This is a genomic window from Streptomyces sp. NBC_00390, from assembly GCF_036057275.1.
In the GTDB taxonomy this organism is placed as follows: Bacteria; Actinomycetota; Actinomycetes; order Streptomycetales; family Streptomycetaceae; genus Streptomyces.
On sequence record NZ_CP107945.1, the window covers coordinates 8,460,503 to 8,475,391 of the forward strand.

The following is a 14,889-nucleotide window of genomic DNA, read 5'->3' on the forward strand; positions in this document are numbered from 1 at the left end:
GTGGACACGCATGCTGTGTGACAGATGACCGTCCTCCGGCCCGCCCGAAACTGGTTGGCTTGCTGTTGCCGGGCTGCGATGATGCCTCTGTTTCCCAGGCGGAGGACATTTGTTCGTTTTCGTGTGTGCGGGGTGCGGCGCTGAGCTGACCATCCCGCTGTCCCAGGTCGTCCTGCCGGTCCACGCCCATCAGAAGTACGGAAACGGGACTCAGCTCCCGGTGCTCATGGAGTCGGGCACGTTCGCCGTGGACCCGGAGCCCTGGGGGCCGCCGTGGCGGAAGTGGGAGGAGATCCATCCGGACGAGGCAGCCGCCCGCGGTGTCTACGCGCCGGTCTACGCCCTGTCTGACGGCGCGCCTGGCGCGACCGTCATCGCACCCGGCGACGCACACTGCACCGTACTGATCCCGGAAAATCACGGAGGCGGCTACTGCTGCGGCCTCGACGGGGCCGCCGGCCCCAACGTGGCCTGCGTGGCTTGCGCCCTGCCCGTGGGGAGCCGGATCGACGACTGCTCGCTCTGGCAGACCATGTGGCTCGCCCCGAACGCCGTACGTCGCCTCCCCGTCGACGGCGCTGGCGCCGCGCCGCTTTCCTGGGCGGAGCTGATGGCAGAGGGCCGGGGCACGCCCCCGTACGAGCCGATCGCCGCGTGGGGGTCGCGGCTGGGAGCGGGCCACTGGTCGAACCACTGGTGGTCGTGGAGCCCCGAGTGGGAGGCGGCGGCCGGCCGGGCACTCGCCCACCTGCTGGCTGCCTCGGAGGGTCGGCCCGTGATGGTCCCGAACGGCTTGGCCGCGGAGGTGTTCCAACGCGCGCTCGACGCCATGCTGCCCGCGGGTCCGCAGACGCGGCGCGCCGTCCTGGCCGGACCGGGACGGCCGGCTCCCGACGGGAACGCAGACATCCTCCTCGTGCCGTCCCATCCGCAGACGGGGGAGACCTGGGCCCCGGCCGACTCGGCGGCGTACCTGGTGCCGCTGCCGTTCGGGGTGTGGCTGCGGCTGGCCTTCCCCGAGCCGGACCCGCCCGTCCCCACGTCGGGCTGCCTGCCCGACGGCGTCCTCCGCGACGACTTCGACCCACCCGCGCCGCGCCCCCGCCACCTGTTCCGAGCTGACCCGGAAACCCTCCGGCATACCCTGGTCCGGCTGCCGGACGTCCGCAGCCCGTGGCTGCGCGAGATCCTCGACAACCTCACGCAGCACATGCGCGCCGGCTACTTCTAGACCGCCGCCCGGTCACCTGGTCGGCCGGGTGGCTGCGTAGTTCAAGCGGTTCTGGTCCGACTTCCATGGTGGTTCTGGCTCAACTTCTGTGCAGTACCTGCGGTTCGGAACACCGCGTGACGTACGTGTGAAGCTGGATCTGGTCTCGGCTGGCTTGAGTGTGGATGCCAACAGTGGATGCGGTTCGAACGGGAGGGGTGTCGAGGGTGCTGATCGTTTTCAGATGTCAGTCGTGCACTGCTCCCTTGTCGAATCCGCTCGAGCAATGTGAGTGGACGCCGCTGCCGTCAGTGAGGGGAAGAGAGCACTACACGTACGGCCCGTCGACAGTGCGGGTCGGCTTCTTCTCCGGTGACCCAGATTCGTACGGTCCCGCCGGCTCGATCGCCACCTGGGTGATCAACCCGCTGGACGGTGTGCTGCTGCGGCCCCATGTGGACCCGTCTCGGCTTTACGGGTGTTGCAGACTGGACGGGCTCAACGGGCCGAACTTGCTGTGCGCCCGCTGCAACAGTGAGGTCGGCATCGAGATCTCCGATTGCTGGACCGAGTACGACATCCGACTGTTGAACACAGCGGTGTCAAAGAGCCCTCGACCGTCGACCGACGAGTCTCGACGTCAGCACGACTGCAGGACACGTTTGCGTGGAAGTCGAAAGCCTGCGCGGCCGAACATCCGGCGCTTGAGCATCTTGATCCGGTTGACGTGGCCGTCGACAACGCCGGAGTTCCAGGGCAGGGTCCCTCGAAACGGAGGCGGCGGGACTGCGCGAGGCCGGCCGACTGCCCGAACTGGTCTACGTCCAGCGCAGAATCAGCATCCGCGCGGCCCTCCGCGAAGGGCAACCGCCCCTACCGGTTCGGGGAGCGGTTCAAGCCGTACTTCGCCGTCATGTAGAAACCGCCTGTGGTCCGACTCGATTGAATGAGACGGGCGACCAACTGGTACGGCTGATCCTCATGCATGGGCATGGCAGCCCGCATACTTTCAGCTCAGGTCTGTGTTGCGCATGCGGTGGTCGTATGCGGCGGCGGTGTCGAGGTCCATTGCGGCGCGGCGTGCGTCGAGTTGCTCTGGATCTCGGACGGGCTGGGGCTGCAGCCTGTTGTCTTCTTCGGTGTACTCGGTGCCGCAGAGCTGGGGCCGTGGACGAGCCGCGGTTTTGGACCATGACCTGCCCGGGCTTCAGCGGCCTGGCCGGGCTTGCTGTCGTGGCGAATGGGTTCAAGCGCGCGCATACGGTGGACGGTCAGTGGCCCTGTCACCCTGTGCTGGAATACCTGGTGGCCGACCGGCGGGTAGGGGACAAAGGCCTGGGACGCCAACTGGGCCGCCACGTCCTCCAAGAAGTCTGCACGGACGCCGACGAGGTCATCGTTGAGGCCGGGCGTGAGCGGGTGGACGCCGTTCGGTTTTGGACCGAACACCTGCAGTGCGCCCTCGCGCCGGACAGCGAGCAGACCGTTGCGAAGGTGGTACGCCTGCGCTGGTCTCCCGTGGACAATGACCGCTCGCCGGCGCCCGCGACGGCGGGGCGGTCAGCGGTTGTCTCCGCCGATGCGGGTGTCGAGTGCCCGGCGACGGCACCGACGGCTGACGCCCGGTAGTGGACGCCTCTCGCCGCGCGCGGACGGCACGCCGCTATTCAACTGATTGGTTGACAAGCCGGAACCCCGGCCGTAGGGTATTTAACCAATCGGTTGAATATGGGAGGTGTGAGGTGACCGACGACCGGCTGTCGCTGGTGTTCTCCGCACTGGCTGACCCCACGCGCCGCGACATCGTGGCCCGGCTCGCCGCCGGGGACGCCACGGTCAACGAACTGGCCGAGCCGTACGACGTCACGGTGCAGGCCGTGTCCAAGCACATCAAGGTCCTGCAGGACGCCGGTCTGGTCAGTCGCAGCAGAGACGCCCAGCGGCGGCCCTGCCACCTCGAGGCAGAGGTCTTCGACCTGATGACGAAGTGGATCGAGCGTTATCGGCGTGAGGCGGAGGACCGTTTCCGCCGTCTCGATGCCCTCCTTGAACAGATGGGCGAGCAGCCGGCGACGGGCACCCCGACGAAAGAGGCGGCATCATGAGCACCACCGACACGCCCCACCGCAACGAGACGCGGATCGAGGCCGACCCCAATCTGCCCACCATCCTGATCATCCGAGAGTTCGACGCCCCGCCGGAGCGCGTGTTCCGGGCATACACCGACCCCGATCTGGTCGTCCAGTGGCTCGGCCCGCGTCGGCTCACGATGCGGATCGACCACTACGACGCGTGCAGCGGTGGCTCCTATCGTTATGTGCATCGCGACGACGACGGAACCGAGTACGGCTTCCACGGTGTGTTCCACGAGGTGCGCCCCAACGAGCGCATCGTGCAGACCTTCACCTACGAGGGCTTTCCTGACGGCGTCAGCCTGGAGACGGCCGTCTTCGAGGACCTCGGTGGCCGCACCCGGGTCACCGGCAAGTCGCTCATGGACTCCATAGAAGCCCGCGATTCGATGCTCACGAGCGGCATGGACCACGGCGTCCGCGAAGGCCACGAGCGGCTTGACGAGCTGATCGGCGGTCAACAGAACAACAGCGTCGACCGACACACCGAGACGGGATCTTGATCATGGCGAGAACAGCAGCCGACGAGCACCGCACCGCGGCACGCGCATTCACCGACCGCGTACGCGGCACGGATCCAGAGACATGGGACAACCCGGCGCCGTGCGAGGGATGGGCCGCCCGGGACGTCGTCCGTCACCTCGTCGAGTGGTTCCCCGCCTTCCTCAAAGCCGGCGCCGGAGTCGAACTGCCGAAAGGACCCTCGGTGGACGACGACCCGGTGGCCGCCTGGGCGACGCACCGCGATGGAGTGCAGGCCCTCCTCGACGATCCAGCTACCGCACACAAGCTGCTGTCGAACCCGCACATCGGAGAGATCCCACTGGACCAGGCGGTCGACCGGTTCTACACCGCCGACGTCTTCATGCACACCTGGGACCTGGCACGGGCCACCGGCCAGGACGAACACCTCGATCCCGCCAAATGCGCCCAGTTGCTCGACGGGTTGCTGCCGCTCGACGACGTGCTCCGTGCGAGCGGGCAGTACGGACCGCGGGTCGAGGTGCCGGAGAGCGCCGACGTCCAGACTCGCCTGCTCGCCTTCATCGGCCGCAAGCCCTGAACAGCCGAAAGGCACCGTCGGTGAGGTCAGCTCAGGACATCGCGGGCGCGGTGCAGGTACGCCCGCTCGGCGTCGTCGTCGGCGTGTTCCCCGGCCTTGTCGTACGCTTCCGCCGCCTCCGTCGTCGGCCGAAGCGGCGGAACAGGTCGACGCGGACGGCGTGGAAGACGTGGTAGCCATCCAGAATCCAGGGCCTCGACCAGGGGCAGCCCCGCCGCCGAGCCCACGGTCTCCGCCACGGCGACCGCGCGGTTGAGGGGCGATCACCGGGTCGGGGCCAGGGCCATCAGCTGGTCGTAGAGCTGCACGGCCTGGCCCCAGCCGGTGGCGTCCGCCGTCGGAGCGTCACTGTGGACCGTGTTGATCGCAGCCTGGATCTGGTACAGCCCCAGCCGGCCGCGGCGCAGACATCAACGGACCAGGGCCTGGCCCTCGGCGATGAGCTCCCGGTCCCACCGGCTGCGGTCCTGGTCGGCGAGGAGCACCAGGTCGCCGCTCCCTCTTCCGGTAACTCGGCGAGCAGTACACCGCGTTGCTGCGACGATCCACCCCGGCCACCCAGTCAGCCCCGCAGACCGGGCAGATCCTCCGCCCTCGCCGCGTTGCAGTGCCGCCACCCGCAGCCGGATCCGCCATACCCGGCGACAGTACTGGACCGGCATAGCCCCGAGCAGTACACCGGCCGGAGCGCGGCCTCCGGCCTCAACTGGCAACCTCATCGCGTAAGCACAGCAACGGCACCTGGCCTGCGCTGGCACCGGTGAACTGTCCGTCGCATGGATCGAAGTACAGCATGGTGCAGCTGGCGAATCGTGCCGCGTCCATTGTGACGAGAAGCTCGTTGACGAACCGTCCCCGTCCATGACGATGACGCCGTGGTCGCCGGCCGCGCCGAGCCGGGCGTCGAGGTCGGCCAGCAGCGCCTCGTACACCGCGGCGGCAAACTGGTCAACGGCCGCAAGCGGCACGTAGTGGTCGACACGCTCGGCCTGCTGCTGGGCGTGCTGGTCACCGCCGCGGACACCGGCGACCGCACCGCCGCCCACGTACTGCTCGGGGCGCGGCCGTCAGCGTTCGGCCGCAAGGCGCGGCCGATGTTCTGCACGACCTGCACCATCGACCCCCGCGCGCCGACGATGCAGACGGCTTCCACGCCGCGTTCGCCGACGATGTCGACACCTTCGCCGAGAATTCGAACGGACGCGAGGAACGCGCGGTGCACGCGCCGGCCCCGGGCATCCATGCCGTTCGCGAACTGGTCCAGCACCGGACGCCGGTGGGCGATGGGATGGTCACCGCACAGCCACTCGGCCCAGACCCGGTCCGGCGGCACATGCCGCACCCCGGCCGCCGCGAGCTCGTCGGCCTCGGCCCGGATGGGGGAGGCCGGGCGGGCATCGGCTTCGGCGAACGCGTGCTCGGACACCTCCGTGTCATACAGGTCCGCTGCCGTCTCCGGCAGATTCTCGGCGAACGCGCGGGCCTCTTCCACCTGCTGGTGGAAGGTGAGCACCGTACGAAGGTTGAGCTTCGCCGCGTGCTCGAGGAGCGCTGCCTGCAGCAGCCCCAGACGGCGGCCGCGCATCGCATCTTCGGACAGCCCGACGTAATAGTCCGGGTCCTCGATCTCCAGCACGTCGATCTCGAACGGCGCGAGGACGCCCCGCTCCACCGCCTCCGCCAGACCGAGCTCAAAAATCCGCTCGCCGTAGATGCCGTCCGGATCACTGGCCATCGTCGCCAGCGCGAGCTCCTCACCGTCATGCCCGCGGACCGGCCGCGCAGGCGCGAGGATCCGCGGCGTTGCCGTCAGGTAGAGGCGGAAGTCGCACGGGATGCGGTTCTGATCGTGGATCGCCGCTCACGGTTTCCCCAGGTCACCTGCAGTGCCGTGCGCCTCGTCGATCACCGCGGCGTCGAACGGCGCCATCTTCTGCCCGTACAACGCGTCCCCGTCGGCCAGCGCGGCCTCCAGCGGGCCGCGGACCCTCCGCTCGCCGGACGGATCGTTGAGGTCGGTCCGGTCGACCAGCGACGCGTACGTCGCCAGCACGATCACCGGCCCCGATCCGGCCCACAGCGCCAGCTGAATGGGATTCGTCGTCGTCCGCACCCCAAGCCGGTCCAGGACCTCGTCCTTCTCGATCGAGCACACCGCGACCATCGGGCTCCTGTGGCCGACCCTGCGCCACGCCTCGGCGGCCTGCACGAGGAGATCGAGCGTCGGAAGCATCATCAGGACCCGCCCGTGCCGGTGCAGATCCAGCATGGAGACGGCAGCGGTGTACGTCTTGCCTGATCCGGTGGCCATGACGACCGTTGCCCGGCGCCCACGGGCCGGAACGTCTTGCGTGCAGAAAATGAGGCCGCCTTGATAATCCGGCGTTTCGCTTCCACCTGGTGTTCACGGCTTGATCACGACGCTCTTCCTCCCCTGAGGCAATTCCACGCTAGCGAATCCGCCGGGCCGCGCCGGCCGCTATCGGCGCAGGACGTCATTACAGGGGACCATGCGGATCGGCGGGCAAACCGCGCTCCGGCCAGATCCGCACCGCCACCTCCTCACCATCAGGACTCCGCATCCCGTGCACGGCGATCGGCGGCTGGCCCTGGCCAGCGGCCCCCTCGTCGAGGAGTGACCGCGCGGCCGCGAGCAGATGTTCGTCCGACTCGCTGCGCCCGGAGGCGACCAGGCGGCGCGCGGCCGCGAGGAAGGCCTCGCTCATCCACCGCACGATGTGCCGGTCCAGGGCCGCCAGGGCGGAGACGTCGACCTGCCGGGGCGGCGCCGACTTCTCGTGTGCGTGCTCGGTGTTCCACTCCGGGTCGCCACCGACGCCAACGGTCGGAACGGCGCCCGGTGGGAACGAGGCGGCGGCAACCTGGCGGCAGAGGGACGCCGCTGCCATCACCTCCAGCACTGGCATCGGCCGCGCACGGTCCAGGTCCACCGCGAACGTCCCACGCCCCGGCTCACCCCGGCTCAGACCGGCCGCCGACAGCATCGCCAGTGCGGCCGCGGCGGTGCCCATGGCCACCTGGTAGGAGTCCATCAACTTCGTCTGAGACGGCAGCCGTTCGCCACCACAGATCAGACCCTGATGGATCGCCAGAGCCAGACCACCAGCAATCCGCTCCGCAGGAGACCCGCTCTCACCAATCAGAGTGCCCCTGATGCGCAAGTGGCGGGTGAAGCGCCGATGAAAATCGGTTTGCCCCTTCCGCTGCTGGTCAACCACGATGTGACCCATGAGTGCACGACTGCGGGGGATCGCAAGGCACACCCAGGAAATAGTCGCGGCCGGCCACTATCCGGCGTCCGACGGGCGCCGGGTGGACATCGCCGAGCAGCTGAAGGCGTCGCTGGAGGGGACCCGGATGTACGGGCCCGGTCCGGTGAACGTGGTGGTGGACACCGACCGGCAGACCGCGTTCGAGGTTCCCGGCGAGTCCAGCACCCAGGCGGCGCGGCGGCTGACCGAGTCGCCGGGGCCGGTGGCCGTGCTGAACTTCGCCTCTGCCCGCAACCCGGGCGGCGGCTTCCTCAACGGGGCTCAGGCCCAGGAGGAGTCGCTGTGCCGTGCCTCCGCGCTGTATGCCACCTTGCTGCGCGCCCCCGAGTACTACGCGCACCACCGCACCAACCGCACCCCGTTCTACTCGGACCGGATCATCCACTCGCCCGACGTCCCGGTCTTCCGAGACGACCGCGGCGCCCTGCTGGACACCCCGTACACCGTGGGCTTCCTCACGGCCGCGGCGCCGAACGCCGGGGTGATCACGCGCCGTGCGCCCGAGGAGGCCCACCGCATCCCGGAGGCCCTCGCGGTCCGCGCCGAGCGGGTCCTGGAGACGGCGGCCGACTGCGGATACCGGCGGCTGGTGCTCGGTGCCTGGGGCTGCGGGGTCTTCCGCAACGACCCCTCGGTGGTCGCGGGGGCTTTCCGGGCGCTGCTGACCGGAGCGGGGCGGTTCGCGGGCCACTTCGACCAGGTGGTGTTCGCGGTGCTCGACCGGACGGAGTACGAGATGACCCGCGGGGCCTTCCGGCTGGAGTTCGAGGACTGGAGACGCGCGTAGAGGGCTCGAGCGCACGATCGGCTGGTGCATGAACGCCCGCCGCAACGCACGCGACTACGAACGCCTCCCCCAGCACTCCGAAGCCCACCTGAACTGGGCACTCAGCCTGGGCAATCGACGTCCGCAACCGCGCCCATCACCAGGTTGCCTACTACCTGGTGCTGTTCACGCGTCATGGCGAACGCATGTGGCTCTTCGGAGAAGCCGTAAGCCGCGCCCAAGTGGAATGGCGCCGCGCCCAGCTCCCCCCGGCCGACGACGGCATGCTGTGGAACCCCGCAGACTCCTTGATGAGGAGGAGGCTGCCCTCGCACAGGGATGGGTGCGCACGATCCGAGCCAACATCCGGCGCATCCTCCAGAAGCAGGGCACCTTCGTCATCTACGACCACCAGGCCGAGGTGATGGAAGGCGTCCTCGGCGAAGCACGTGAGAGGCACATCCGAGCCGCCGTAAGGGAACTCCACCAAGCCGGAGTGACCAGTTGCACCGGAATCGGCGGCAAGGCCCGCCAGCTACGCATCACCCCCGGCCCGGCGGCATGACTGCCCGCGCGCCCGCCAACCGCGTACCGTGAAGGGCGAGCATCACCTGGAGGAGACCATGAGCGCCCAGCCCGAGCACGCAGCTCCCAGCGCGCCCCCGCCGGCCCCGGCTGCCGCAGCGCAACTGCTCGCGCGGATCCGGTCCGACCGCAGTGTCACGGTGTGGGCACCGGCTTTCGAGCGCGACTGGGCCGCAGCACTGGAAAACTCCCGCCACAGCTACAGCCTCACCCCACTCCATGACGTAGTGCCCACGTGGCAGGCCCGCCTCGCCTCCGCGCCAGCCGTCGACGCCTTCCTCTCCTCCGGCCGGGACGACTCCGACGGCATCGCCCTTGAGGACGCCCTCGGAGCCCGCCCGTGAGCGACGCGGCCTGGCCCGCCCGCCTGTCCCCACACGCCGCCAAGGCGCTCGCAGACCTGCCCGACCATGCGCGCGAGATGCTCCGTGACGTCCTCGACATCGCTGCCCGCGACCCCTGGTCCTTCCCGGCCTGGGACAGCCGCGACCCCGAAGGCGAAGACGTCCGCTCCGCGTCCGTCGGACAGTTCAGCACCGTCTACTGGATCAACCGGCCCGCCCAGCGCCTGTATGTCATCGACCATCATCTGGCTGGGCTGACCGTACCCGGCATCAGTCGGAAAGACGCCAGGGTCCGGAGGGCGCGCCGTCGGCGTCGAGGCCGTAAGGCCACCACGTTGCCACCTGGTCGGGCAGCCACTGCCCGTATCCGATGTCCGAATACGCGGAGTCACCGAAAGCCCCGCCGTTAGCGGCCTGACGCACGAATCCCTCTGCTTCGTCAATGTCGCCGGCCTCCGCACGCAGCCCGGCGAGCAAGAGCAGCGCCCCGGTGCTCCCCCTACTTCCAGCTTCCACGGCCCACTCTTGGGCGCCTGCCGCGTCGCCAGCATCCAGCCTGTACTCGGCCAGGGTCAGAAACGCACCCGCACCTCCCGCAGCAGCTGCCTCCATGATCAATGTTTCGGCCTTGTCGTGGTTTCCCTTCTCGGCATAGGCATCGGCCACGACGACCAGATCAAGCGTGTCGCCCGCTTCGAGGGCCTTTCGCGCGAACTTCTCAGTACCTTCCAAATCCTCAGTCTCCAGACGGAGATCCACGAGTGCACTCCACCCATCTACCTCGCCTGCCTTGGCTGCACGCAGGGCAACTGACTCGGCGCCAGTCTTGTCGCCACGACCGCCCATCTCGCGTGCCAACGAGTTGTTCCGGGTGGTGCTGCCAAAGGGTGCAGAGCTCGTCAAGGCCGCCGGATCTTCCGGGTTCAGAGGGTTTTCTCGCAGCGGCGGCAAGATGCTGATGGGTCATCGAGGACTCCTCCTGAGCACCGGACGATCGGCCTGCGGTGGACGAACACCGGCCGAGCTCAGTCGATCATGTACGGCGCCGTCGGCTCTCCGGCTTGATCCGTACGGGGGCGGACCCAGGCCCGTACGGGGGAGTCGGGAGGGACAGGCCCCGCCCGAGACGGATCCGGGCGGGGGGTGTAGATCGCGCCAGGGGGACTTCGCTGGCCGTGGCGCTGCCTACGGCTCGACCAACTCCGCCTGCAGCAGAGGCCAACGGTCGTCGATGGGCAGCGATTGAGCATTTGCTCCAGTGTTCTGGAAGGCTTCGAGGGAAATGACGTCCCCGGTATTCAGCTCCAGGATCCCGAACACGTCCTGCGACTTAGTCCCGGAACCTTCGGCGTCCTCAACGTTCGCAATTTCAACGGTGTCGTTGACGATGATGCTTAGTTGAAGGGTCGCTGCCGATGAAGGCGTGTAGCTCCACACAATGCTCCCTTTGAGCAGGTAGCGCCCGGGAGTGATGACCACAAGAGAGTCGGAGGCATCATCAAACGTCATGCCGCTGACGTAGTTGGTCGCACCGAAGGCGATTTGAGTATTCGCTCCCGATGGGACGGTTGTGCTCTCGGTGGCGAAGATACTGGCGCCGGCGTCGATGGGCTCTGCGGCGGGCCCAGTGGCACCGGTGGCACCGGTCGGGCCCGTCGGCCCAGTGGCGCCAGTGGCACCGGCCGGGCCCGTCGGACCCGTCGCACCGGGGTCACCAGGGGGACCCGTCGGACCCGTCGGACCCGTCGGGCCGGGGTCACCCTGCGCACCCGTCGGACCCGTCGCGCCTTTCGGGCCCTTCCTGCATTTGTCCTTGTCACCACGCGACCCGTCCTGACACTTGTCGCCTCCACTACCCGGGGCGCTTGTCGCGCTCACGCGTTCGCCCATGCTCTGAGCCGCGGCCGCGACAGGACTGACTACCCCGGCCGCCAGGACCAGCGTGAGTGAGGCGATCGTGCCGCCGGCCGTCCACTTGGCTCGACGGGGCAGAGGTCCCAGTCGGGAACCTGTCCTGTTGTCAGGACCCATGTACGTACTCCTTGCTCAAACCGGCTGAAGAATTCCCCAGTCCCGGTCACGAGCTTGACCTACCCACGCTGAATGAAGCGCTACATCCGATCTGAACATGCGGGGACATCAGCACACTGGACTAGTGCGTTGTGGCTAACCGGATTTCGTTCGAGGCGTGCGGCGCGGGTGATCATCTGGACAGAGGTACGGGTGCGGTCGCGGGCATGAAAGAACGGGCCCCTTGGTAGTGACGCGGTTACGACACCAGCACGACCAAGGAAGCCCGTTGCCCGATCAGTTGAGCAGTACCACTGTGCCTGCGTCCACCGCGGTCACCCCTGCGTGTGACTGCTACGTGCACCGGTTCGGTTCGATCGCTCCGGGGCTGCGGGCAGGCTGCTATCCCAGTGACATGACGGATGCGGAGTGGGCCGAGGTCCGCTCGGCGATGCCGGTTCCGGCCTGGCTGCTGAAGCGGGGCGGGCGTCCGGAGGCGTACTGCCACCGCGAGATACTCGACGCGGTGCGCTACCTGGTCGACAACGGCGTGAAGTGGACGGCCATGCCGGTCGACTTCCCGTACTGGCGGGCGGTCTACGACTTCTTCCGCCGCTGGCGGTCCTACGGCTACGTGCGTGAACTGCACGAACGCCTGCGACGTTCGGCGAGGGAACGCTCGGGCCGCAACGCCGAGCCCAGTGCGGGAATCATCGACAGTCAGTCGGTGGACGCCTCCGAGACCGTCGGCGAGGACAGCCGCGGATACGACGGCGGCAAGTCACGTGACGGCCGCAAGCGTCACATCCTGACCGACACCGAGGGCCTGCTCCTGGAGGTCACCGTGACCACGGCCGATGTGCACGACTCCAAGGCCGCCCCCGCACTACTGGAGACGTTCATGGACCAGCCCGGCCGGCTGCTGAAACTGGTGTGGGTCGACAGTGCCTACCAGGGTCCGGCGCTGGCCAAGGCGTTCGCCCGCCACGGAGTCCGGACCGAGGTCGTGCGCCGCTCCGACGGACAACGCGGATTCGTCGTCCTGGCCCGCAGGTGGGTCGTGGAGCGCACGCTGAGCTGGCTGGCCCGCTCACGCCGCCTCAACCGCGACCACGAACGCCGCCCCGACCACCACACCCAGATGGTGTGGTGGGCCGCCGTGATCAGGCTGTCCCGGCGCCTGGCCGCAGACGCTCCGCGCTGGCCGGAGAAACGCCCCGCCCGACTGCTGCGGGCACGGGCATGAACCGTCCGTCCTTCGCCCGCACCAGCCAGCCCCGCTTCTCCAGCACGTAGGCACGGTGCCGGATCCTCTCCACCTCGTTCTTGATCTCCGCCTCCCGGCCCACCGCCCGCGTCAGCTCCACCCCGTTCACCGGCCCCGAAGCAGCCACCACCGCGGCGAACACCTCCCGGTACAGGCCGCTGAGCACCTCCTCGCCCATGCCCGACCGCCACACCGGCGGCCGCTCGCCATGCCCCGCGCCGGGGCCGCCCGATCCCACGGCAGCAGCCATCCCACCACCGGACAGCACGGAAACCGGCGTATTCACCGCGCCCTCCCCGGCCAGCACCGACACGAGCTCCTCACGCCCCACCCGGGCCCGCTCGACCCGCTCCCGCGCGGCATCCACCTCCGCCTGAGCCTGCTCCAGGACCTCCGTCCAGGACTCCAGATCCTGCCTCGCCCGCGCCTCACGCTGTTCCATCAACCCCAGCACCGACGGCATCGCACCCTCCTCGATCCACAACAAGCCGTCCGCTGCCTGCCCCTACCCCTCCGCGATCATGCCCCGCACACGACGAAGCCCCTGCTCATCGAACAGGGACTCCCTTTGCCACAACGCACTAAAGTCCCCCCAACCGGCAGCACAGCGGGAGGAGGGGCAAGGCGTAGTCATCGCTCAGCGCAGGCGGCCGAGGTGGATCACGCTGACGCGGACCTGCCGATCGCTGATCTCGGGATGGTCTCTGTCGTCACGCACCACTCCTTGCTCAGCATCGTCGCCGAAGCGGGCCACCCCAGCAGCATTTCTGCCAGGCGCATTCGCTCGGAGGTGGAGAGTTGAAGGGTGCTGGCACGAGGAGATCAAGGGCATCCGCCGGCCGCTCGCACAACCGCCAGACGGCACGCCCCGGCACTCCACCATCCGGGCATACGGATGAAGAGCTGGTTGCACACGGCCGACTCCTACGCGGTCAGATTCGCCAAAGGGCCGTACTTCTTGGCGGTTTCCACGGTGGCCAGCCGCTGCTCCAGCCACGGCCCTTCGGTAACTTCCCGCCAGAACGGGGCGCCGGAATCGCTGGTCGTCAGTGCCAGTTCTCGGCGTTGTACATGTAAACCACCAGAGCGCGGCCTTCGGCACGCGAGGCGGTGCGGGGTCCCGCACCAGGCGGACCATCGCGGTGGATGGGCGGCCGGCTCGCACTCGCCCCTCCTCGCAGTGCACCAGGCCGAGATCAGCCAGGAGTTCCAGGGACAACACCGGCTCCTTCACCCTTTGGGTCAAGGTCTGGAAGTCCCGGTGACATGCCATCTACGTGGCGGCACATGCCGGCGTCGGCTGAACGAGGAGTTAGCGACCGGCGAGAGCATCGCGCTTGTCCATCACGCCAACAGCGTCTCAGAAGACCTCGGCTGCTTGATCGTGTCGGTGTAGTCCTTGGCCTGGTCGGCCCGCAGCTTGCGGTCTTCGACAGCGTGACGGGATGCCCACCGGCCAGCGGGCCGACGGGGCTGCATGCGGCTCGCCATCGTCGGGACCGCCCACCTCCAGGCCCGCGACGTCGACAACGGACTCGAGCTCGGCAATCGGTCCGTCGACATCCTCGCCTGCGTCCAGTCGAGCCGGGCCAAGGACTACATCCCTGCGTTCAACGCGCCGTTGATCAGGACCCACACGATGCGTTTGAACTCGCCCCTGAGTGCTGGGGCGAGCTTCGAAGATCGCGGCCCACATCGGGCATCACCCGCCTCGAAGGCGACTCAGGCACCCTTCAGCGCCTGATCACGTTCGCTCTCTCCGACGGCGATATCACTGTCCAGGGCCACGCCCGGGACTGCTCGCCGTCAGACGACCCGCTTCACCGCATGCGTGCCCTCGCCGACGACGCGCATGCGGCTTTCATGGCAGGACCACACCTCAACGTCCAGCACGTGAGCACCCTGTCGCCCGCGGGCTCGGCCGCGTGACACCGCGCCGGTCGTGAGGGGCGGCCGCAGGCGCAGCACGAGCGGCCGGCGTACTGCTCCCAGTCGAGATCCAGCGCGCTGGGTACGGGCTTTTCCCGGCAGGGCGTCGTTGCGGCCGACGGCCCGGCGGCGGGCGCGGTCATTGCGGCTCCGGTCCGCGGTTCGGCCACGTTTGCGTGGATGCCCGTTCGACGTGCTCGCCTCCTCGGCCCGGGTCCTCGGTGCGGCGGTGCCAGGTGCCGGGCTTTCGCACCCGGCAGTGGCAAGAGACGACCATCGGGTCCGGGGTC

14 protein-coding genes and 2 pseudogenes are annotated in these 14,889 nt (G+C 68.7%); 10 read left to right on the forward strand and 6 right to left on the reverse strand.

Features of this window, described 5'->3' with window-relative positions:
- The first annotated feature begins 109 nt into the window (after positions 1-109).
- From OHS70_RS37910 to OHS70_RS37930, 5 genes are all read left to right on the forward strand, one after another.
- Positions 110-1,231, forward strand: a complete 1,122-nt coding sequence (locus OHS70_RS37910) for a hypothetical protein (protein ID WP_328405277.1) — start codon at positions 110-112, stop codon at positions 1,229-1,231.
- 1,146 nt (positions 1,232-2,377) lie between these two features.
- Positions 2,378-2,839: a hypothetical protein gene (locus OHS70_RS37915; protein ID WP_328405279.1), complete on the forward strand. Its 462-nt coding sequence runs from the start codon at positions 2,378-2,380 to the stop codon at positions 2,837-2,839.
- Positions 2,840-2,952: 113 nt separating this feature from the next.
- Positions 2,953-3,315: an ArsR/SmtB family transcription factor gene (locus tag OHS70_RS37920; protein ID WP_328405281.1), complete on the forward strand. Its 363-nt coding sequence runs from the start codon at positions 2,953-2,955 to the stop codon at positions 3,313-3,315.
- Positions 3,312-3,845, forward strand: coding sequence for an SRPBCC family protein (locus OHS70_RS37925; RefSeq protein ID WP_328405283.1), 534 nt, complete (start codon positions 3,312-3,314; stop codon positions 3,843-3,845). Before OHS70_RS37920 ends, OHS70_RS37925 begins: the two co-directional genes overlap by 4 nt.
- A gap of 2 nt (positions 3,846-3,847) precedes the next feature.
- A complete protein-coding gene (locus OHS70_RS37930; RefSeq protein WP_328405285.1) occupies positions 3,848-4,405 on the forward strand; it encodes a TIGR03086 family metal-binding protein in 558 nt (185 codons plus the stop codon).
- Between the two features lie 26 nt (positions 4,406-4,431).
- Here the strand turns inward: OHS70_RS37930 and OHS70_RS37935 are convergent.
- A pseudogene (locus OHS70_RS37935) lies at positions 4,432-4,926 on the reverse strand (DUF6596 domain-containing protein); the annotation flags it as partial.
- 417 nt (positions 4,927-5,343) lie between these two features.
- Here OHS70_RS37935 and OHS70_RS37940 point away from each other — a divergent pair.
- A pseudogene (locus OHS70_RS37940) lies at positions 5,344-5,448 on the forward strand (transposase); the annotation flags it as partial.
- An 818-nt stretch (positions 5,449-6,266) separates the two neighbouring features.
- Here the strand turns inward: OHS70_RS37940 and OHS70_RS39260 are convergent.
- Together OHS70_RS39260 and OHS70_RS37950 are read right to left on the reverse strand one after the other, a co-directional pair.
- The gene (locus OHS70_RS39260; RefSeq protein WP_443062713.1) at positions 6,267-6,716 is read right to left on the reverse strand and encodes a DEAD/DEAH box helicase family protein; all 450 of its coding nucleotides are present in this window, start codon (positions 6,714-6,716) and stop codon (positions 6,267-6,269) included.
- A gap of 187 nt (positions 6,717-6,903) precedes the next feature.
- Positions 6,904-7,656: a GntR family transcriptional regulator gene (locus OHS70_RS37950; protein ID WP_328405287.1), complete on the reverse strand. Its 753-nt coding sequence runs from the start codon at positions 7,654-7,656 to the stop codon at positions 6,904-6,906.
- On the opposite strand from OHS70_RS37950, the gene OHS70_RS37955 reads away from it, so the two are divergent.
- The 3 genes from OHS70_RS37955 (at position 7,655) to OHS70_RS37970 (ending at position 9,393) form a co-directional block, all read left to right on the forward strand.
- Positions 7,655-8,485, forward strand: coding sequence for a TIGR02452 family protein (locus OHS70_RS37955; protein WP_328405289.1), 831 nt, complete (start codon positions 7,655-7,657; stop codon positions 8,483-8,485). The two genes, OHS70_RS37950 and OHS70_RS37955, sit on opposite strands and share 2 nt — an antisense overlap.
- Positions 8,486-8,807: 322 nt before the next feature.
- Positions 8,808-9,029, forward strand: a complete 222-nt coding sequence (locus tag OHS70_RS37965; RefSeq protein WP_328405291.1) for a hypothetical protein — start codon at positions 8,808-8,810, stop codon at positions 9,027-9,029.
- Between the two features lie 58 nt (positions 9,030-9,087).
- Positions 9,088-9,393 carry a DUF6247 family protein gene (locus OHS70_RS37970; protein WP_328405293.1) on the forward strand — a complete coding sequence of 102 codons (306 nt, stop codon included), beginning with the start codon at positions 9,088-9,090 and terminating at the stop codon, positions 9,391-9,393.
- 270 nt (positions 9,394-9,663) lie between these two features.
- On the opposite strand, the gene OHS70_RS37975 is transcribed toward OHS70_RS37970, so the two are convergent.
- Together OHS70_RS37975 and OHS70_RS37980 are read right to left on the reverse strand one after the other, a co-directional pair.
- Entirely contained in the window at positions 9,664-10,152 is a 489-nt protein-coding gene (locus OHS70_RS37975; RefSeq protein WP_328405295.1) for a hypothetical protein, read from the reverse strand.
- A 426-nt stretch (positions 10,153-10,578) separates the two neighbouring features.
- A complete protein-coding gene (locus OHS70_RS37980) occupies positions 10,579-10,902 on the reverse strand; it encodes a hypothetical protein (RefSeq protein ID WP_328405297.1) in 324 nt (107 codons plus the stop codon).
- Positions 10,903-11,818: 916 nt separating this feature from the next.
- Here OHS70_RS37980 and OHS70_RS37985 point away from each other — a divergent pair.
- On the forward strand, positions 11,819-12,649 hold the full coding sequence (locus tag OHS70_RS37985; protein WP_328401068.1) for an IS5 family transposase: 831 nt from the start codon (positions 11,819-11,821) through the stop codon (positions 12,647-12,649).
- On the opposite strand, the gene OHS70_RS37990 is transcribed toward OHS70_RS37985, so the two are convergent.
- The gene (locus OHS70_RS37990) at positions 12,567-13,133 is read right to left on the reverse strand and encodes a hypothetical protein (RefSeq protein ID WP_328392304.1); all 567 of its coding nucleotides are present in this window, start codon (positions 13,131-13,133) and stop codon (positions 12,567-12,569) included. The genes OHS70_RS37985 and OHS70_RS37990 overlap by 83 nt on opposite strands.
- Positions 13,134-14,889 lie beyond the last annotated feature (1,756 nt).

Excerpts from the sequence above, each read along its gene's own strand:
- OHS70_RS37925 (WP_328405283.1), top strand. The coding sequence starts at position 3,312 with ATGAGCACCACCGACACGCCCCACCGCAACGAGACGCGGATCGAGGCC.
- OHS70_RS37985 (WP_328401068.1), top strand. The coding sequence starts at position 11,819 with ATGACGGATGCGGAGTGGGCCGAGGTCCGCTCGGCGATGCCGGTTCCG.
- OHS70_RS39260 (WP_443062713.1), bottom strand. The coding sequence starts at position 6,716 with ATGGCCACCGGATCAGGCAAGACGTACACCGCTGCCGTCTCCATGCTG.
- OHS70_RS37930 (WP_328405285.1), top strand. The coding sequence starts at position 3,848 with ATGGCGAGAACAGCAGCCGACGAGCACCGCACCGCGGCACGCGCATTC.
- OHS70_RS37970 (WP_328405293.1), top strand. The coding sequence starts at position 9,088 with ATGAGCGCCCAGCCCGAGCACGCAGCTCCCAGCGCGCCCCCGCCGGCC.
- OHS70_RS37955 (WP_328405289.1), top strand. The coding sequence starts at position 7,655 with ATGAGTGCACGACTGCGGGGGATCGCAAGGCACACCCAGGAAATAGTC.
- OHS70_RS37950 (WP_328405287.1), bottom strand. The coding sequence starts at position 7,656 with ATGGGTCACATCGTGGTTGACCAGCAGCGGAAGGGGCAAACCGATTTT.
- OHS70_RS37980 (WP_328405297.1), bottom strand. The coding sequence starts at position 10,902 with ATGACGTTTGATGATGCCTCCGACTCTCTTGTGGTCATCACTCCCGGG.
- OHS70_RS37990 (WP_328392304.1), bottom strand. The coding sequence starts at position 13,133 with ATGCCGTCGGTGCTGGGGTTGATGGAACAGCGTGAGGCGCGGGCGAGG.